Here is an 18,256-nt window from a genome sequence, read left to right as displayed (position 1 = left end):
CGCGTCACTCCGCCGCGGCGGCGGGCGCGTCGTGGTCGACCTCGGTGCCGAGCAGGTCGAGGAACTGCGCGATCCACTCGGGGTGGTCGGGCCACGCCTGGCCGGTGACGAGGTTCCCGTCGGTGGTCACGCCGTCGACCCACGAGCAGCCGGCGGCCTCGACCTCGGGCCTGACGGCGGGGTACGCGGTGATCTCGTAGCCGTCGAGCACGCCCGCGGCCGCGAGGACCTGCGGGCCGTGACAGAGCGAGGCGACGGGCTTGTCGGCCTCGAAGAAGTGCCGCACCGCGTCGAGCACCTCGTCGTATCCGCGAAGGTACTCAGGCGCGCGCCCGCCGGGGACGACCAAGGCGTCGTACTCCGCCGGGTCGACCTCGTCGAAGCCGTGGGTGAGCTCGAAGTCGTGGCCGCGCTCCTCCAGGTACGTCTGGTCGCCGCGGAAGTCGTGGATCGCGGTCTTGACGGTCTCGCCGCCCTCCCTCTCCGGACAGACGGCGTGGACCTCGTGGCCGACGGCCTGGAGCGCCTGGAACGGGACCATGATCTCGTAGTCCTCGCCGAAGTCGCCGACGATCATCAGGATCTGCTGGCCTGTCATGCGTGGGACACCGGACGGACATACGCGCTGCTGTCAGATAACGGTACTGGCGCGTGGTAACACGCGCCTACCGCGGCGGCGGGGCGGTCGGCGCTCAGTCCGCCAGCTCGACGACCATGACCTCCACGTCCGAGTCGGCGCCGTCGGTCCGGTACTCCCAGGTTCCGCGGGGATCGACGCCGTTCTCCATGGCGGCGAGGATCAGTCGACCGAGCGCGGCCTCGAACTCGTCTGTGCTCGATATCTCGTCGTCGGCTGTGAAGTCGGTTGTCATAGTGGGACACACGCCCGACTGCGATGTCGACGCCGTCGCGACACCGTCGTCCACCGCCGCACGAACAGGGGGGACCGCAGTCTCGTGTCTCTGCGTTTCTCGGTACGCCTTCCCACGGCATAACGGTATCGAAACGCATGGTACACCAGGGTCGCCATCGCTCCGAGAGAGCCCCTCTACCGAGCATTTAACGCGGTTGCACCGAAACGGACGCGTATCGAATGAGCGTCATCGCCGAGATAACCGTCCCGTCCGCGGCGTTCGAACTGGGCCGGATCCTCCGGGTCGAAGGGGGCACCCGGATCACGCTCGAAACGATGGTGCCGCTGGGAGGGAGGCCCACCCCGTTCGTCCGGATCCGAAACGACGAGCGGGAGACGTTCGAGCGGTCCGTCCGCGAGCACTCGTCGGTCGACGAGATCACGCTCGTCAACACCCACGAAGACGAGACGCTGTACGCGCTGGACTGGGAGCCGTCGGGGGACTCGCTGCTGCGGACGATCCTCGACCTGGACGCGGTGCTTCTGAGCGCGACCGGGACCGCCGACGCGTGGGCGCTCGAACTCAGGTTCCCGTCTCACGAGGCGCTCTCCGCGTTTCAGGACCGCTACCTCGACGAGGAGATTCGGGTGTCGATCGAGCGCATCTACAACCCCACGAAGCCCGACGCCGGCCCCTGGTACGGGCTGACGCCCCCGCAGCGCGAGACGCTCGCGCACGCCGTCGAGTCCGGCTACTACTCGCTGCCGCGGGAGATGTCCACGAAGGAGCTCGCGGACGAGTTCGACATCTCCGATCAGGCCGTCACCGAGCGCCTCCGGCGCGGCATCGCTACCCTGGTGTCGAACACGCTGTTGATCGACGGGGAGCGCGACTGACCGCGGTCGCGCCCGCCCCCGCGAGCCGGCGGTTCAGTTCGGCGGCCGGAGGTCCCGGCCGAACTCGTCGAACCGGTCGAGGTCCTCGGGGAGCTCGTACTCGATCTCGCGCTCGTCCTGGTTGTCGGGGAGCCGGCCGTCCTCCAGCTCCTCGGCGACCTCCTCCCAGCCCGGCTTCACGCGGACGCTCCGGGCCGGGGAGCCGACGACGACGTGGTGGTCGGGGACGTCGCCCTGCACGACCGAGCGCGCGCCGACGACGCTGTTCTCGCCGATCCGGCAGCCGGCGCGCACCATCGCGTCGTAGGTGACGCGGGCGTCGTCCTCGACGATCGTGTGGAAGTTGCGGACCTCGGTCTGGTCGACGAGGTCGTGGTCGTGGCTGTAGAGGTGGACGCCGTCCGAGACCGACGCGCGGTCGCCGATCGTCAGCTTCCCGCGGTCGTCGAGGTGGACGTCGTCGTGGATCACGACGTTGTCGCCGACCTCGATGTTGTGGCCGTAGGTGACGGAGATCCCCTTGAAGAAGCGACAGTCGTCCCCGCACTCGGCGAACAGGTGGTTCCCGAGCATCTGGCGGAACCGGAGGGCGAACTCGACGTTGTCGGCCATCGGCGTGGCGTCGAACTGCCGCCAGAGCCACTGGAGGTGTTTCGAGCGCTGGAAGCGGTCCTCGTCCTTCTCGGCGTAGTACTCCGACTCCAGCGTGGCGTTGCACGGGTCGTACCCCTGGAGGCGAACGCGCTCGGCGCGCGACACCGACTCCCCGTCCCGCCACGCCTCCCACCGCTCGCGGTCCCCGTGGAGGTCGATCAGGACGTCGCGAACGACGTCGCAGGTGTCCTCGTCCGAGGAGAGGCGCTCGTCCACCTCGTCGATAAACCCTCGGACCCCGGCCTCCGCGCCGTCGGGCAGGGACACGTGTCGCTTTGTCATCGGCCCACCTTCGTCGCCGTCCCTCAAAGGGATTCGGTTGTGCGAGGGCGGCGCGCGGGCTCGGGTCAGTACAGCTCGGCGTCGACGAAGATGCTGACGAGGGCGCCCACGAAGGCGATCGCGATGAACGGGCCGATAGCGCCCCCGCCGAACGAGAGCAGCAGGGCGGTGACCGCGACGGTGGCGATGACCGAGAGCAGCGCGACGATCGCGTCGAGTCGACGACGGATGGAGTCGTCCATGCGCGTCCGATCGGTGAGGACCGAATAATATCCTCCGGCGGGGACGAGACGGTACCGTGGCCGTCGTAGCCGCGACCGCGTCGGTTCCCCCGGTCCGAGAGCGACCGCGTCCGATAAGTGTCCCGACCGCCAATCGAAAGACATGCAACAGCGCGAACTCGGGAACTCCGGCGTCGAGGTCTCGGAGATCGGCTTCGGCGCGTGGGTCGTCGGCACCGACTGGTGGGGCGACCGCTCGGACGAGCAGGCGGTCGCGATGGTCGAAGACGCGCTCGACGCGGGCGTCACCTACGTCGACACCGGGGACGTGTACGGCCACGGCGACAGCGAGAAGATAATCGGGGAGGCGATCGCCGGCCGCCGCGACGAGGTGACGCTGTCGACGAAGATCGGCTACGACTTCTACGACAACCCGCAGGCGGGCCACGGCGAGCTCCCGAAGGAGCTGAACCGCGAGTACCTCACCGAGGCGTTCGAGGCCTCCCTCGACCGGCTCGACACCGACCACGTCGACGTGCTCCAGCTCCACAACGCGAACGTCGACGAGGTGACGCCCGAGGTGCGCGACCTCCTCGCCGAGTGGAAGGCGGACGGCCGCGTCCGCGCGCTCGGCTGGGCGCTCGGCCCCTCGATCGGCTGGCTCGCCGAGGGCGACGCCGCCGTCGAGTACGAGGAGTTCGACGCGGTCCAGACCGTGTTCAACCTGTTCGAGCAGGAGCCCGGCCGCCACTTCGTCGACACCATCCGCGAGAGCGGGTCGGACACCTCCGTCATCGCCCGCGTCCCGCACTCCTCCGGCCTGCTCAACGAGCAGGTGACGCCCGACACCGTCCTCGAAGACGGCGACCACCGCTCGCACCGCCCGAAGGAGTGGTACGAGACCGGCTGGGAGAAGGTCGAGGCGATCCGCTTCCTCGAAGACCCCGATCACGCCGACGGGACGCGCACGATGGCGCAGGCCGCGATCCGCTGGCTGCTCGCGCACGACGAGGTCGCCTCCGTCACGCCGACGTTCCGCGACGGCGACGACATCGCCGAGTGGAGCGCGGCGGGCGTGCCGCCGCTCTCCGACGCCGAGTACGACCGCGTCGACGAGCTGTACGCCCGGAACTTCGACGTCGACCGCGACGACGGGATGGACGTCCTCCGCACTTCCGTCGACGGCGAGGACATCGAGGCCGCCGGGCTCGACAAGCGCGCCGCGTCGTACTGAGACCGGTCGCCGGCGGCGACTCGGAATCGAACCCGCTTCTTTCGCGTCGAGACTGCACGACAGCGGGGCGATACGGTCGCTCACGATCACTTTCACCACGGTCCGGACGACGCCCGAACTCCGCGGCGAGACCGCTCGCGGGGCGGAGCCGCGGCTCGACGGCACGGAAGTGGTGGCTCGGTGGAAAATCCCTCGTCACAAGGGGCTCAGTGGGGGTAACACGTCGTCATGGCCACCATGGATAGAGTAACCAGTTGACGGGTATAAAACGTCCGTAATTCGCTCTTTCATTGTTTACGAGATACTTGCTTATTTTTAAATTCTCGTCACCGAGCAGTAGGCGTGAAATGATAGCTCGGACATACATCTGTTCGACGACTTAGTCGATGTGAATTAATCCTAGTGATAATCCGCCCCTTCCCGAGATCTGGCGTGTTCGACCTGTAAATCCGCCATCGGCTTATTTCATAACAGCGGTTGGTAATGCGGTTTCTTTATTCAGAGAGGCGGCTGACATCAGTCTTCGAGAAATCTGTTCAGTTCGGCAAACTGCTCAGGCGAAAGGATCACCTCGGTATCGTATGCGTCAAACCGTTCGAAGTCGTCGTCAATCGTCACCACCGTCTTCACTCCTTCCTCGATCGCCACTTGAGCGTAATACCCGTCCCATCCATCAACGTTTCTCTCACCCGCTTGTGAAAATCCACCCCGAACGACATCTTCAGGCATCCGGTCGTACCAGTGAATTCGTTTCGCATCCAGAAAGTTCTGGAGCAGACGAGAGGCGTCCGCGTTCGAATACCCGTAGTGCGTCGTGAGGACGGTGTGAGCACCGAAGAGCGCAGGATACGGAACAACGGCGTCGATCTCGCCAGAGATTGCCTCTCGAACGTACGAGAGTGCCACATCACGAGCTGGGGCCGTTGTATGTGCGAGAGCTATCACTCCGGCATCGAGCAGGTACGGGCCACCAGCGTTACTCACCGTGTTGCTCCGCGCCTCGTTGAACGGCATCTCTATGCTCGTGGGCAACCGGGTCGACTCCCTCGGTAATCGGCATCGTCTCCCCCCGGTTCGAAGACGCTTCTTCAACGAGCCGTTCCATCCGGTCGAGAATTTCGTCGGGGCTGTCCTCTGGCTCAACAACTGCTTTCCCGTCTTTTTCGCGGACATCGACCTCTGTCCCCGGAGTAATACCGAGTCGCTCTCGCACTTCTTGCGGGAGGACGATTCGCCCTTTTGAATCCACCTTGGTCATATTCCCACTTGGAGTGGGAAGGATCATATTCGTTTTGATTCGGACCCCGCTCCCGAGCTCATTTCCGAATAATCTCCGTCGGCCGCGGATTCATCGCCGCTGTCGGACTCCGCTGCCGGTCGCTCGACGGTCAGCGACCACGCCTCAGTCCGGTGTCGGTGGACCGTCGCGTCAAGCCGCGCCAACGGTCGATCGAACCCGGCGGCTATCGCGTCCAGGAGCGGTTCCGGGTTCGTGTCGTGGATCACACGCAACGGCTCGCCGGGATCGATCGCCCCGGCTTCCGCACGGAGATGCTCGCGTCGGGCCCGTTCGGGCATCCCGCGGAGGTCGACGGCGGACTCCGGGAGCGGATCGGGGTCCTCGTCGGGCAGGCGGCTCCGGACGGCCCCGGCCAGCTCCCGCGCGGGCTCGGGAGCGGCCGGCTCCGTGTCAGTCGAACCCGTCTCCGGATCGTCTCCGTCGCGAGAGTCTTCGCCGTCGTCGACGCGGAGGGCGTCGCGGAGCGACGCGTCGAACGGGAGGCTCGCGAGCAGCGGCGCGTCGAGCCGTTCGGCGGGGCCTTCACCGTCGAACAGGTCGTGCGTGTCGCCGCAGCTGGGACAGGTGAACCCGTCCATGTTGCTGACGACCCCGAGCGTCGGGACGCCGTTCTCATCGAACAGCGATGCACACCGGTCGGTGTCGGCGAGTGCGGTCGGCGACGGCGTCGACACGAGTACCGCGCCGTCGACCGGGACGGACTGTGAGACGGTCAACGGGACGTCGCCGGTTCCCGGCGGCATGTCGACCACGAGGACGTCGAGGTCGCCGTCGGTCGTTCGCCCCCACGCGGTGTCGAAGAGGAGCTCCGTGAGCGCCTCGTGGGCCATCGATCCGCGCCACGCGACCGGCCCGCCCTCCGCCAGCAGCCCGACGCTCATCGCCTCGATCCCGCCGCACTCGACCGGCGCGGCCCGGCCGTCGTCGGTGGCCTCGACCGGCCCGTCGACGTCGAGCAACTCCGGGACGTTCGGACCGTAGACGTCCGCGTCGAACAGTCCGACGTCGAGACCGGCCGCGGCGAGTCCGCGGACCAGCGCCACCGTTACCGTCGTCTTGCCGACGCCGCCGTTCGCGCTCGCGACGGCGACGACCCGGTCGACGCCGTCGAGGACTCGGTCCTCGTCCGGGCCGTGGCCGCCGTGCCCGCGGCCGGACTCCCCGTGTTCGGGTGCCTCGTGTCCGTGGACCCCGCGTCCCCGACTCCCGTGGGGATCCGTCCCGTCGGGGGGTGCGGGCTCGACGCTCACCGACTCCACGCCGGGTACCTCGAACGCAGCGACACGGATGCGCTCGCCGACGCGGTCGGCCGTCTCGGCGTCGACGTCGGGCAGCGAGACCGCCGCCGTCACCGCCCCGTCGTCCGACCGGAGGTCGGTGACCACCCCGGCGGTGAACGGGTCGTCGGCCTCGATGCCCGGGAGGTCGGCGTCGGCGAGGGCGTCCGCGACGCGGTCGACGAGCGGTCGGTCGGCCGCCATCACCACGCCTCCTCGGCCTCGCGGCCGTCGCCCTCGTCCGTGTCCATCAGCGTGCCGCCGTACGGCCGGAAGTCGAGGCCGTACCGCTCCGTGACCGCCTCGACTAAGTCCTCGCGCTCGGCGATCGCGTCGGTCTCGAAGCCGTACCCCTCGACGGCCGCGACGAGCCCCTCGTCGTCGATCCGACCCGCCGCGTGCGCGTCGGCGATCGCGGAGCGGAACGCGTCGGCGTTCCGCCTGAGCCGCATCGCCTCGTCGAAGGCGGCCTCGACGTCGGCGGTCGCCGCCTCGCGGTCGAGCGGGATCCCGTCGAGCAGTTCGACGGCGCGGTCGTCGTACCCGTCGGCGGCCGCGAGCACCTCCTCGACGCGGTTCCGCATCGAGAGTTCGCGCCACTCGTCGCGGGCGTCGGCCGGGACGAACTCCCCGACGGCCTCGTCCCAGGTCGCGTCGAGTTCGGGGTCCTCGAACGCCTCGGCCACGAAGGCGGCGACGTGGTCGTCGGGAACGGTGAGGCCGAGGCGCTCGCCGACGGTCCCGGGATCATCGCCCGGACCCGCGTCGGCGTCGGTCGCGGGCCCGCCCCCGTCGCCCGCGTCGTCGGCGTCGAGCTCGTACTCCGTCATCGGTGCTCACCTCCCCGCGGGCCGCGGTCGGCCAGGTGGCCGGGACCGCCGGTTCCGTCGGGCGGACCGCCGGAACCGCCGCGGAGTCCGCCGTCCACGCCGCCGCGAAGCCCACCGGTCGTACCCGACGCCGTGCCGAGCGTCTCCGACGGTCGGTCCGGGCCCCCACCGGGCGCGGCTGACGGCAGTTCGACGTCTTCCGGATCCTCCCCTCGCGCGACCGCGACCGCCCGACGGGCCGCCCTGACCACGTCCTGACTGCGGTCGGTGACGCCCTGCGACTCCAACGCTTCGACGGCGCGGTCGGTGCCGAGCTCGCCGAGGGACGTCGCCGCCGCCGCGCGGACCAGCGCCTCCCGGTCGCGTGCGAGGACGGCCGCGAGGAGCGTCACGCTTTCGTCGGTCTGACCGGGATCGTCGGCGAGGTATCTGGCGGCGTACTCCCGAACGCCGGCGTGTGAGTCTCGCTTCAGCCGATCGCGGAGGGTCCCGGGGTCGACGCGCCCCGTCTTCGCGAGCGCGATGACGGCGTTGCGCCGGACCGCCCCCGAATCGTCGTCGAGGGCGGCGCGGAGGCGTTCGCCGACGTCGACATCGCCCCCATCGTCCCTCCGCGCCGCCGCGCGCGACAGCGCCACGACCCCCTCGGCCCGGACCCACTCGTCGGCGTCCGTCAGCGCCGGCGCGACCGTCGCTGCCGGCGCCCCGGCCGCGCCGAGCGCCTCGGCGGCGAACTGCCTGACGTCCGGGTCCGCGTCCGCCTCGACACGCTCCGCGAGGCGGGCGACGGTGGCCTCGTCGAGGCCGTCGGTCGAGGCGTCCACGAGACCGAGCGCGGCGTCGCGCCTGACTCCGGGATCGTCGGCGGTCAGGTGGTCTCGAAGCGTCGATTCGTCTCCGGCCGGCGCTCGGCCCCGTGCGCTCCAGTTGGCGTATTCGTCGTCAGACATGGGTGAAGCTAGGACTTCCGCTTGATCATGGCGTACGCGACGAGGAAGGTGACGGCGGCGGCGATGGTGCCCCCGCCGACCGCCGAAACGAACGACGAAACCGAACCGCTACCGCCGTCCGTTTCGGACCCGCCGTCGGACCCGGAGCCGTCGCCGGGGACGGACAGCGCGTCCCCCTCTAGCTGGCTGTACCGATACGTCAGCGACTTCGCACCGTTGACCTCGTCGGCGCTCCCGTTCCAGACCGCGAACGCGAGATGGACCGGTTCGCCGGCGGTCAGGTCCGCGTCGTACTCGCCGTCGGTAGTTCGCTCGCGAACGAACGTCACCTGCCAGAAGCCGCCGGTGTAGCGACCCTGTGCCGATACCGGCTGCGTCTCCGCGTGGGTCAGCGAGCCGAACCCCTCGGCGTAGTAGTTCTGTGCGTAGCGCGTGTACCGCTCCTTCGAGAGGGGGTTATCCGCCGCGAGCCCGGGCGTCGTCGTCTCGTCGTCCTGCGGGTACGCGTACATGTCTCCCGTGCCGTCGGCATCGTCGGCCGACTGCCAGCTCGCACGCCAATACCAGATGTTGACCGGTTCGCCGGCCGCGCCCATCGTGATCGGCGGCTCCTCGCCGCGGCGGAGCATCACCGCGGCGGCGTCGCTGTAGCTGTTCGGCGCTCCGAGGCTCGCGTCTCGCGTTTCGTCTTCCCAGGTCAGCCTGAAGGCGACGTGCGACTCGTTCGTCACCGCCTCCACGTCGACCTCGTCGACGGAGCCGCCCCCACGCGGAATCGCCATCCGTTGGGGGTCGAGGTTGACCGTCCGGCGCTCCGCGTCCGCCCACGCGTCGGCGCCCGGCGACGAGGGGACGCCGCCGCCGACGTTTTCGACGGGCTGGCTCCCGCTGACCGCGGCGGCGCTGACCGCCGCTTGCACCCCGATCAGGAGCGCGACGACCGCGACGGTCACGACCGCTGCCTGCGCCACGGCGGAGGAGTCGAAGCGGTCGGTCGCGACTCCGACCGCGGCGCGGATTCGGTCGCCGCTCACGCCGGCTCACCTCCGGTTTCGGGTTCCGGCGGTTCCGGATGGGCCGCCCGGTCGCGCTCGACGAGCGCGGTCGCCAGGTCGGCCGCGGCCACGTACACGTCCGCCGCCGGGTCCGGACCCGCCTCCCGCTCAACGGCTCCGCCGAGCTCGTGGGCGAGCGCCGGGATGAAGTCAGCGAGGTGCCGGTCCAACACGGTCGCCTCCGCGAGCGCGAGCTGCTCCGCCCGCTCGCGGTCGCCCTCCTCGGCGGCGAGCGCGCGCCGCGCCGCCAGCACCTGCAGGAGCTCGAGCTCGACGGCGACGTGGTCGCGCCGCTCGTGGAACGAATCGGCGCGAGCGAGGTCGAACTGCTCTAGGAGGCCGGATACCGTCGCGATCCGACGCTGTCTGGCGCCGATGTCGTCTCTGACGGTGTAGTTCGCCTCGTACGGCACGACCGGGTACTCGCCCTCGTCGCCCGGGAGCCCGAACAGGGCGTCGTACCCGTCCGCGAGGGTCTCGTCGTCGAGCGCCGGGTCCGAGAGCGCGTCGGCGAGCGCGTCTCCGGCCGCGGCGCAGTCGACGGTCGCCGCCGCCGTCCGGAGGCTTTCGATCGCGTCGTCCGCGGTCAGCGCTGCCACCCGCTCCGGCTCCGGGTAACAGAACGCGCCGGCGGCGGCGGCGTACAGCGCCGCCCGCGATCCGTGACGGCCGGGAGCGTCGACGGGATGCGAGCCGTCGTCCGCGTCGTCGGTCGTCGCGTCGGTGTGTTCAGTCACTTGGATCACCTCAGGGCTGATTCGTCCACTGCTCGCCCTCGCGCACTTCCATCGGCTCCTCGATGGGCATGTCGACCACCTTCTTTCCCTTGCGGTCCCACCCCTTCACGCGGTTCTCCTTGACGGTGTACGTCTCGATGAGACGGGTGGTCGCGCCGAACAGCTGGAGGATGCCGAGCACGTGGTGGCTCGGATCGCGGGCCCGCCGCTGGATGATCTTCACCGACTCCTCGTACGTGGAGCCGGGCCAGTCGTTCCGCTTCTCCTCGACGTTCGGCGTGAACATCTGCGTGAGGAACTCCGGCGGGACGTGGAACGGCGGCATGTAGAACACCTGCGGCTGAGTGCCGAACTGCGGGTACAGCGGAAGCGCGACCTTCTCGTCGGACTTGACGAGGTAGTTGATCGGCGAGCGTCCCGCCGCGGCCGAGGAGACGCCGTTCGGGCGTCCGGCGTCGGGGCCGCGGTTGATGTTGCCGTGCAGGCGGGTCTTCCCGATACACGAGGAGACGCACCGCGGGACGTTGCCGTCCTCGATGCGCGGGAAACAGCCGACGGGCTTCTCGGAGATGCCCGTCTCCGGGTTGTACATCGGCTTGTGATACGGGCACGCTTTCACGCATCGACGGTAGCCGCGGCACCGCTCCTGATCGAGCAGGACGATGCCGTCCTCCTCGCGCTTGTAGATCGCCTTCCGCGGACAGGCCGCGAGGCAGGCCGGGTTCTTGCAGTGGTTACAGAGCCGCGGGAGGTAGAACTGCCACATGTCGTGGTACTCCTCCTCGTGGGGATCCGACTCCACCACGTCGCCGGCGGGGTACTCTCCGTGGGACTGGTCGTCGCCGAGCGCCGGGTACTCCCAGTCCTCCTTCTCGGCGACGTACCCGCGGACCTGCTCGCCCTCCTCGGCGGCCTCGAATATCGTCCGGTCCGCGCCGAGGTCGTCGAGCAGCCGCATGTCCCACCCCATCGGGTAGCCGCCGTACGGCTCGGTCTCGACGTTCATCCACCACATGTACTCCTCGCCCTCGCCGCTGGTCCACGTGGACTTGCAGGCGAACGAGCACGTGTTGCAGTTGATACACCGGTTCGTGTTGATCACCATCCCCCAGTGCCAGTCGCGCTCCTCCTCGCGCTTCTCGTAGGGATAGCTCTGCTCACGGCCGAGCTGCGGATTGTAGGTCCGTGGCATCAGTCGTCACCTCCGCCCGCACTGCTCGTCGTCTGTAGGCTGCCGTCGATGTAGTCGGTCACCAGATCGTCCTGCCGGGCGTCGCCCGGCCGCCAGTCCGCCTCCTCGTACTTTTCGACCTCGACGAGCGTGTCGCGCTCGACGCCGGTAGGGGCCCAGACCGCCTCCTCGTACCCCTGCGCGAAGCCGGCGTCGTGCCAGGCGACGTCCTCGTCGACGAGCTCGGAGACGTTCGGGTCGCCGAAGGTCGGCTTGTGGACCATCCCGTCGGACTCCAGCAGCGGATCGAGCCAGATGTTCGTGGCCACGTTGTAACCGTGCGCCTCCTTGTCCGGGTTCTTCTCGTCCTCGGGGAACTGCTGGTCCCACCACCCGTGCCAGATGGTGAGCTGCCCCACGTCGCCGGCGTCGGTCGGGCGCTGGCGCTCGCTGACCATCGCGCGGACCACCATCGACCCGCGCTCGCCCGAGATCCGGACGTAGTCGCCGGTCTCGATCCCGATCTCCTCGGCGTCGGTCGGGTGCATCTCCACGAACGGCTCGCCGAGCGGCGGGGCGTCGTTCGTCTCGCCGTCGCCGGTCGGGAACGAGAAGTCGTCGACCAGCCGCTCGGTGCCCGCGGGGTCGGCGTTGGTGGAACCGAAGTCGCGCGACGACCAGATGAGGTTCCAGTCGGTCATCCCCCACGAGGAGTGGGTGCGGTACTTCGGGTGCGGGGTGTTGTAGTGGAACCGTTTACCGTCTTCGTAGAGGTCGTTGCTGCCGGTCTTCGCCGCGTCCTACTTCTCGCCGGGGTCGTACGGCGTCCCCTCGACGCTCTCGAAGTGGTGGATGTCGTCGCGGCCGAGGTCGATGAGCCGGTCCTCCTCCTTGTGGAACTCCATCCGCCCGGTCTTCGTGTAGAAGGGGCGGTCCTCGTTGACCTGCGAGTAGAACGGGATCCGGGGATACGTCTTCAGCTGGAGCCGCTCGGGCCCGTCGCGGAGGTCCTCGACGTCGATGTCTTTGGTCGTGGTCCCCGCGTCGAACGCCTCCTGAATGTACTCGGTGACGTCGCCGTCATCGTCGAGGAACTCCGCGAAGTACGAGCGGTAGGAGTCGACGTTGCGCTCCGCGGGCGGGATTTTCTCGTCGAGCTTCTCGGCGACGCGCGCGACGATTTCCCCGTCTTGCATCGTGTCGTAGATCGGGTCCATCACCCCGCTGTCCATCTGGACGAACGGGTTCTCCGGCCCGACCGTGACGTCGGGGTAGTCGCACTCCAGCCAGGAGGGGACCGGGAGGACGATGTCGGCGTACTCCGCCGAGTACGTCATGTGCATGTCCGAGACGACGAACAGCTCGTTCGCCGTGTCGGGGTGCGTGACGAAGTTGTCCATCACGTGCTCCTGGTGTTTCGTCTGGTTCAGGAGGTTGCAGTTCATCGTCCACAGGATCTCGGGCCGGTGGAGGTTGAACGAGGATGCGTCCTCGGGCATCAGCGGCTCCGCTAAGTCGTCCTGCGCGACGAGGTCGCCCTCGAACTCCCCGCGGACCTCGCGGGGATCGAGCGTCTCACCGCCGAAGAACGCGAACATGTGGCCCGGGTAGATCCCCTCGGCGCTGTTGCCGTCGGGGTTGACGTACGTCGGATAGCCGTCGAGGAGCTCGATCTTGTACTGGCCCGAGTAGTTGTAGTAGCCAGCCCCCCGCTGACCGATGTTCCCGAGCATCGCCTGGACGAGGAAGATACCGCGCTGGACCTCGCTGGCGCCGTAGAACCAGTGGTTGATTCCCTCACCGGTGAACCACTGTCCCTTGTCGGCGGCGGCGAACTCGCGGGCGGTCTGCCGGAGCTTCTCCGCCGGAATCGTCGTAATCTCCGCGACGGTCTCGGGGGCGTAGTTCTCCAACACGTTCGCCTTCTGGCGGGCGAAGTCGGACCGGACGGAGACCGTACTGCCGTCGGCCAGGCTGATCTCGGTGTCGACCTCCAGCTGCGGTGTCTTCGGGGTCTCGGCCCCGACCGACTCGCGGTCGACGGCGTACGGCTCGCCGTCCTCGCCGACGGCGACGAACTGACCCCAGTCGCCCTCGATGTGGTGGCTCGGCTCCTTCTCGACGCCGCCCTCGGGCGGCTCGACGTCGTCGAACACCTCGTGCGCCCGGAGGTACTTGTCAGTGTCATCGCGGACCAGCAGCGGAAGCGAAGTGTACCCTCGCATGAACTCCTCGTCGTACAGTCCCTCGTCGATAACGACGTGCGCGAACGCGAGGGGGACCGCGGGGTCGCTCCCGGGCCGGACGGGGAGCCACCGGTCGCACTTCTGGACCGTCGGCGAGTAGTCGGGATAGATCCCGACCATCTTCCCGCCGCGCTCGCGGCTCTCCTGGAGCCAGTGGTTGTCCGCGAGCTTGTTGTGGATGAGGTTCTTCCCCTGAATGATCGTGTAGTCGGCGGCCCGCCACGCCGAGGCGTCGGCGTCGCTGGTCTGATGACCCGTCGTCATGACGTGGCCCGGCGGGAGGTCGGCGTACCAGTCGTACTCGGTCCACTCGCTCCCGCCGAAGATCGACGCGAGGCGACGCGCCGAGCCGTGCCGCGTGAACAGGCCGTCGGCCTTGATCGCGTTGAAGACGTGAAAGCGACGCTCGTCCTCTAAGCTCGCCATCTTCTCGGCGATCAGGTCGAGCGCCTCGTCCCACGAGACGCGCTCGAACTCGTCCCGTCCTCGCCCCTCGGGGTTGGGGTCGTCCGGGTCCCACCCCTTGCGGACGAGGGGGTACTTGATCCGGCTGGGTTCGAACGTGCGCCGGTGGAGCGTCAGCCCCTTCATGCAGCCGCGGGGGTTCCAGTGGCGGCTGACGCCGGCCTCCTCGTACCCGCCCGGGCTCCCCGGTCCGGGGCTCCCTTCCTCCTCGTGGTATATCTGTTCGGCCCGGATCGGCACCCCGTTCCGCATGTAGAAGTTCAGCGCGCACGACTGGGTACAGTTGGGGTGACACACCGTCCAGTCGACCGCGTCGTATGCGTAGATGTCGTGGTACACCTCTTCCCAGTCGCGGTTGGGATACGACCGCAACGGGTTCTCGACGTCGGTGACCGGATCGACGGACTGCGTCGCCGCCCAGCCGCTCGACGCCAGTGCCGAGACCGCACCCGCGGCCGCGGACGTGATGAACTCCCGTCGGCTCAGTTCCACGCCGGTCCACCTCCGTGCTCGTTCGGGCGCATACGCGTGAGATTCCGATTATGACCTTACAAAGGAGCCACCGCGTTTTCGAAATGTAGTGCACCCGCACGAACATATTCGTGGGAAAGTGGAAGCTTGTCAAATTGCGGGTAGCAGTGCACGGCTGCTGGGGTCGGTGACGCCCCTCGTCGGAGCACACGGGAACACGTCTCCCGCGACGACCGGCGCGGAGCGCCTCGACGAGGCGCGCGGCGTCGGCGGCTACCGTCCGTCGGCCAGCCGCCGCGCGACGCGGTCCCGGTCGTCGCGGATCCGCTCCGCCAGCTCGGACACCTGCGCCAGCACGGGGTATCGGGGCCCGTCCGTCGGCTCGTACAGGTACTCGTAGAAGGCGCGGTCCTCGCCGGGGTCGGTCGCGGGGTCCGGCGTCATCGGCGGGTCGGCGAGCGTCTCCTGTCGCTCCGCCGCGATCTCGTCGCACTCGTCCTCGAGCTCGTCGAGCCGCTCCCAGACGTCGAGCGCCGCGTCGGTCCCGGGTCCGGAGACGCCGTCGAGGTGTTCGAGGAGGCGCCGCCGGCGGCAGTCGACGCGGGAGAGGTCGCTCTCGAACGCCCGCAGCGCCTCGATCTCCTCGTCGATCCCGTCGGCGAGCGACGAGCGCGCCTCGGCCGCCCGCCGGCTGCGCCTGACGAGCGCCGACTGGGACGCCGCGGAGAGGGTGCCGTTCGACGCCAGCGCGGCCGCCGTGTCGGGGCCGAGCTCGGCGGCGAGGCTCTCGGGGATCGTCTCGTCGTACTCCTCCCTGTAGTGGGGGACCGACATCACCGTGTCGCGGTACGCCGCCAGCACCCGCCTGAGCCTGACGTCGTCGCCGCCGACGCGGTCGGCCGTGCGGACCGCGGCCATCGACCCGTCGAACCCCGGCCCGGTCGACCCGGTCGGCGCCGGGTCGAGCGTGGAGACGCGGTCGGCGAACTCCTCGAACGCGTCGCGCTCGGCGAGGACGCGCCGCCGCTCGCGCTGGTCGGCGTCGACCGCCTCGCGGACGTACGCGAACGCGAGGAACGCCGCGAGCCCGACGACGACCGCCGCGACGACGGCGGCCGGCTCGGTCGCCGCCGCGCCGACCTCGCACGAGAGGCCCGTACACTCTCTCATCGCTTCCGGGTCCGCGTGGCGGATCCGGAAGACGTTGGCGGAGCCCGAATACACGCTCATTACGCTCGTTAACACGGTACATACACAAAGCAGTTACGTCCGCGTTCGGGCTCCGACGCGGTGGCTCCGCGTCGGCGCCGGGTTCGATAGCGGTCGCCCACCGTCCGGCTGCCGTCCGGCTGCCGCCCGGCGACCGCCCGGCCACCGCCCGGCGACCGCCCGGCCACCGCCCGGCGACCGCCGGCGACTCCCCGGCTACTCGACGACGCCGTCGTCGGTGATCACGGTGTCGATCATCCCGATCGGGGTCGCGTCGTAGCTCGGATTCTCGATCTCGACGTCCTCGACCGGCTCGCGCATCACCTCGACGGCGTCGCGGAACTCGTTCTCGAAGCGGAACTCCTCGATCGTCTTCGCGCCCGAGCCGACCGCGGTCACCGGGATCCCGAGCTCGCGGGCGGTGACCACGAGGGGGAAGGTCCCGATCCGGTTGTAGTAGGTGCCGCCGGTAATACAGGTGATCCCGAGGAGGACGCGGTCGCAGTCGCGGAGGGCGTACCCCATCGCGCTGTCGACGACCATGTGGACGTCGACGCGGGACATCCCGGCGAGCACGCGCGCCGTCTTCCGGCCGAGGGTCCGCGGGCGCGCCTCGGTGACGTAGACGGTCAGGTGCGCGCCGTCGCGGGCGGCGTTCTCGATGGACTCCAACACCGTCGTCGAGTAGTCGTGGACGAGCAGCGTCTCGCCGTCCTCGATGCGTTCGGCCGCGTTGGCGGCGGCCTCCCCCTTGGCCGTCTCGATGTCGTCGGCGACCCGGTCGATGGTGTCTTCGAGGAGCTGTTTCGCGTCTTCGACGCTCGTGGGCTCGCCGATGATCGAGCGCTCGACGTCGCGCATCGCGTTGTGGAGCGCGGCGTGGGAGGGGTTCGACCGCCGCAGGACGCCCGCGTTGTGCTCTAGGTCGCGCTCGAACTCGTCGACGGTCACGTACTCGCGGTCGAGCAGCTCCGCGAGCGCGCGCGTCGCCTTCACGGCCACCGCCGACGTGCTGTGAGTCCGCATCGCCCGGATCTCGGCGACGGTCTCGTCGATCATACCGATCCCCTCGTCGCCGCCGTTCAAAGGGATTCCGGGGTTTCGCCGACCGATCAAAAAACGCGGTGGCGCGTGCCGGTGAGCGGCCGGTAGGCCGCGAACCGCACGCGCGAGGGAGTCGGTGGTCCGGAGCAACGCGGAGGACCACCGACGAGGCTGGGGAGGCGTGAGGCGCTGTGCGGAGCGGTCGGGCGGGACTCAAAGGGGCAGCCGCGCTCGACGAACCCCAGCGACGCAAGGACCGCAGGGAGCGTAGCGACCGAGGACCGCAGCGAGCTGTGGGAGTCGAGCGCGGCTGGGGCTTTGGCGATGTTCGTCGGCGATCCACCGGCAGCCATTTATAAGTGAGCGGCTGGGGCCTTGGCGGTGCACTCTGCAGAGCAACCGTCAGTGACGTATCGAACGAAACGCGAAACAGAAAGCCGCTCAGCGACGTCTCAGGCGTACTTCGCGACGATGTCCAGCACGTCGTCGAGCTCGTCGCCGTCGAGCGAGTAGCGCTCCTGGGCGAACACCGAGCGCAGCTCGGTGCGGTCCTCGGGGAGCAGGTCGGCGATCTTCACGGCGGTCGGGACGTCGATCTGCTCCAACTCCGTCAGCTCCTCGACGAGCTCGCGGGACTCGTCGGCGTCGAGCCGGGCGAACCGGTTGACGTGCTCGATCGCGCGGGCGAGCTCGTAGCGGAGGTCGCGGTCCTCGTCCTCGGCGCGCTCCGCCTCGATGTCCACGAGGACCTCCTTCGCCTCGGAGACCGTGACGTACTCCTCGTCGACCTTCTCTTTGAAGATCGTCATCTCAGTTCTGCTGGGCGCTCATGTGGGCGGCGCGGACGATGAGCGTCTTCGTCTTCCCGCCGTCCGGAATCTCGACTTTGAACGCGGCGCCCTGCTTGCCGACGACGGTCCCCGTCCGACCGTCGAAGCGGGGGTGGAAGCGACCCTCCTGGACGCTGGGGTCGATCTTGAGGTGGACCTGCGAGCCCGTCTCGAACTCCTGAATGGCTCGCTGCGGCGGCGACGTGCCGCGGTCGCGCGGTTTGTTCGAGAGCTTGTCGCGGGTCGCCTTCTGAGGCCCATTGGAACTCGGCATGGTCTTGGGCTACGTTCCGCTGCCGCAGGTATAAATGGTGCGTTACGGGTCTCGCCCGAGATCGGGTACCATGCCCGGGTCGGGCGCCGGGTCGGCCCTAATCGAGCTCCGGGTCGGACTCCGGATCGGTCCGCTGGCAGACGCCGGATCGGTCCCCGGTCGGGCACCGGATCGAACGCGCCCGGCGGGGGCGGTTCGTCGATCGAACGACGCGAGGAAGTCGCCGCCGAGGAGCGGGGTCCGAGACCCCCGCCGC

The 18,256-nt window shown here is 69.1% G+C and carries 20 protein-coding genes; 2 read left to right on the top strand and 18 right to left on the bottom strand.

Going from position 1 to position 18,256, the window contains the following annotated elements; all coding sequences use genetic code 11:
• Positions 1 to 4 precede the first annotated feature (4 nt).
• Both ACFQMF_RS02590 and ACFQMF_RS02585 read right to left on the bottom strand, forming a co-directional pair.
• Positions 5 to 598, bottom strand: coding sequence for a DJ-1/PfpI family protein (locus ACFQMF_RS02590; protein WP_256407550.1), 594 nt, complete (start codon positions 596 to 598; stop codon positions 5 to 7).
• 94 nt (positions 599 to 692) lie between these two features.
• Positions 693 to 872 carry a hypothetical protein gene (locus tag ACFQMF_RS02585; RefSeq protein WP_256407549.1) on the bottom strand — a complete coding sequence of 60 codons (180 nt, stop codon included), beginning with the start codon at positions 870 to 872 and terminating at the stop codon, positions 693 to 695.
• 221 nt (positions 873 to 1,093) lie between these two features.
• Between ACFQMF_RS02585 and ACFQMF_RS02580 the strand changes: the two genes are divergently transcribed.
• On the top strand, positions 1,094 to 1,750 hold the full coding sequence (locus ACFQMF_RS02580; protein WP_256407548.1) for a helix-turn-helix domain-containing protein: 657 nt from the start codon (positions 1,094 to 1,096) through the stop codon (positions 1,748 to 1,750).
• A 33-nt stretch (positions 1,751 to 1,783) separates the two neighbouring features.
• On the opposite strand, the gene ACFQMF_RS02575 is transcribed toward ACFQMF_RS02580, so the two are convergent.
• Positions 1,784 to 2,686, bottom strand: a complete 903-nt coding sequence (locus ACFQMF_RS02575) for an acyltransferase (RefSeq protein ID WP_256407547.1) — start codon at positions 2,684 to 2,686, stop codon at positions 1,784 to 1,786.
• A 65-nt stretch (positions 2,687 to 2,751) separates the two neighbouring features.
• Entirely contained in the window at positions 2,752 to 2,928 is a 177-nt protein-coding gene (locus ACFQMF_RS02570) for a hypothetical protein (RefSeq protein WP_256407546.1), read from the bottom strand.
• 142 nt (positions 2,929 to 3,070) lie between these two features.
• On the opposite strand from ACFQMF_RS02570, the gene ACFQMF_RS02565 reads away from it, so the two are divergent.
• Positions 3,071 to 4,141: an aldo/keto reductase gene (locus ACFQMF_RS02565; RefSeq protein WP_256407545.1), complete on the top strand. Its 1,071-nt coding sequence runs from the start codon at positions 3,071 to 3,073 to the stop codon at positions 4,139 to 4,141.
• Positions 4,142 to 4,657: 516 nt separating this feature from the next.
• Here ACFQMF_RS02565 and ACFQMF_RS02560 read toward each other — a convergent pair.
• From ACFQMF_RS02560 to ACFQMF_RS02495, 14 genes are all read right to left on the bottom strand, one after another.
• A complete protein-coding gene (locus ACFQMF_RS02560) occupies positions 4,658 to 5,155 on the bottom strand; it encodes a type II toxin-antitoxin system VapC family toxin (protein WP_256407544.1) in 498 nt (165 codons plus the stop codon).
• The gene (locus ACFQMF_RS02555; protein WP_256407543.1) at positions 5,118 to 5,399 is read right to left on the bottom strand and encodes an AbrB/MazE/SpoVT family DNA-binding domain-containing protein; all 282 of its coding nucleotides are present in this window, start codon (positions 5,397 to 5,399) and stop codon (positions 5,118 to 5,120) included. Before ACFQMF_RS02555 ends, ACFQMF_RS02560 begins: the two co-directional genes overlap by 38 nt.
• A 23-nt stretch (positions 5,400 to 5,422) precedes the next feature.
• Positions 5,423 to 6,922, bottom strand: coding sequence for a P-loop NTPase (locus tag ACFQMF_RS02550; protein ID WP_256407542.1), 1,500 nt, complete (start codon positions 6,920 to 6,922; stop codon positions 5,423 to 5,425).
• Positions 6,922 to 7,548, bottom strand: coding sequence for an RAD23 family protein (locus ACFQMF_RS02545; protein WP_256407541.1), 627 nt, complete (start codon positions 7,546 to 7,548; stop codon positions 6,922 to 6,924). The genes ACFQMF_RS02550 and ACFQMF_RS02545 overlap by 1 nt, the downstream gene beginning before the upstream one ends.
• Positions 7,545 to 8,498, bottom strand: coding sequence for a HEAT repeat domain-containing protein (locus ACFQMF_RS02540; protein WP_256407540.1), 954 nt, complete (start codon positions 8,496 to 8,498; stop codon positions 7,545 to 7,547). The genes ACFQMF_RS02545 and ACFQMF_RS02540 overlap by 4 nt, the downstream gene beginning before the upstream one ends.
• Before the next feature lie 8 nt (positions 8,499 to 8,506).
• A complete protein-coding gene (locus ACFQMF_RS02535; RefSeq protein ID WP_256407539.1) occupies positions 8,507 to 9,532 on the bottom strand; it encodes an ethylbenzene dehydrogenase-related protein in 1,026 nt (341 codons plus the stop codon).
• Complete coding sequence (locus ACFQMF_RS02530; protein WP_256407538.1) at positions 9,529 to 10,290, bottom strand: molecular chaperone TorD family protein; 762 nt, start codon at positions 10,288 to 10,290, stop codon at positions 9,529 to 9,531. The genes ACFQMF_RS02535 and ACFQMF_RS02530 overlap by 4 nt, the downstream gene beginning before the upstream one ends.
• 10 nt (positions 10,291 to 10,300) lie before the next feature.
• A complete protein-coding gene (locus ACFQMF_RS02525; protein WP_256407537.1) occupies positions 10,301 to 11,482 on the bottom strand; it encodes a 4Fe-4S dicluster domain-containing protein in 1,182 nt (393 codons plus the stop codon).
• Positions 11,482 to 12,162, bottom strand: a complete 681-nt coding sequence (locus tag ACFQMF_RS02520) for a molybdopterin dinucleotide binding domain-containing protein (RefSeq protein ID WP_256407536.1) — start codon at positions 12,160 to 12,162, stop codon at positions 11,482 to 11,484. The genes ACFQMF_RS02525 and ACFQMF_RS02520 overlap by 1 nt, the downstream gene beginning before the upstream one ends.
• Positions 12,163 to 12,261: 99 nt before the next feature.
• Positions 12,262 to 14,664, bottom strand: a complete 2,403-nt coding sequence (locus ACFQMF_RS02515) for a molybdopterin-dependent oxidoreductase (protein WP_256407535.1) — start codon at positions 14,662 to 14,664, stop codon at positions 12,262 to 12,264.
• A gap of 252 nt (positions 14,665 to 14,916) precedes the next feature.
• On the bottom strand, positions 14,917 to 15,873 hold the full coding sequence (locus ACFQMF_RS02510; protein ID WP_256407534.1) for a DUF7260 family protein: 957 nt from the start codon (positions 15,871 to 15,873) through the stop codon (positions 14,917 to 14,919).
• 195 nt (positions 15,874 to 16,068) lie between these two features.
• A complete protein-coding gene (locus tag ACFQMF_RS02505; RefSeq protein WP_256407533.1) occupies positions 16,069 to 16,911 on the bottom strand; it encodes an eIF2B alpha/beta/delta subunit family protein in 843 nt (280 codons plus the stop codon).
• 437 nt (positions 16,912 to 17,348) lie between these two features.
• The gene (locus ACFQMF_RS02500) at positions 17,349 to 17,705 is read right to left on the bottom strand and encodes an RNA polymerase Rpb4 family protein (RefSeq protein WP_256407532.1); all 357 of its coding nucleotides are present in this window, start codon (positions 17,703 to 17,705) and stop codon (positions 17,349 to 17,351) included.
• Between the two features lies 1 nt (position 17,706).
• A complete protein-coding gene (locus ACFQMF_RS02495; protein WP_256407531.1) occupies positions 17,707 to 18,000 on the bottom strand; it encodes a 50S ribosomal protein L21e in 294 nt (97 codons plus the stop codon).
• Positions 18,001 to 18,256 lie beyond the last annotated feature (256 nt).

Origin of the sequence: Halorubrum rutilum (genome assembly GCF_042665015.1) — an archaeon.
GTDB classification, from domain to species: Archaea; Halobacteriota; Halobacteria; order Halobacteriales; family Haloferacaceae; genus Halorubrum; species Halorubrum rutilum.
The sequence above is the reverse complement of the archived record's forward strand: the minus strand, read 5'-3'. Positions and strand labels throughout refer to the sequence as shown.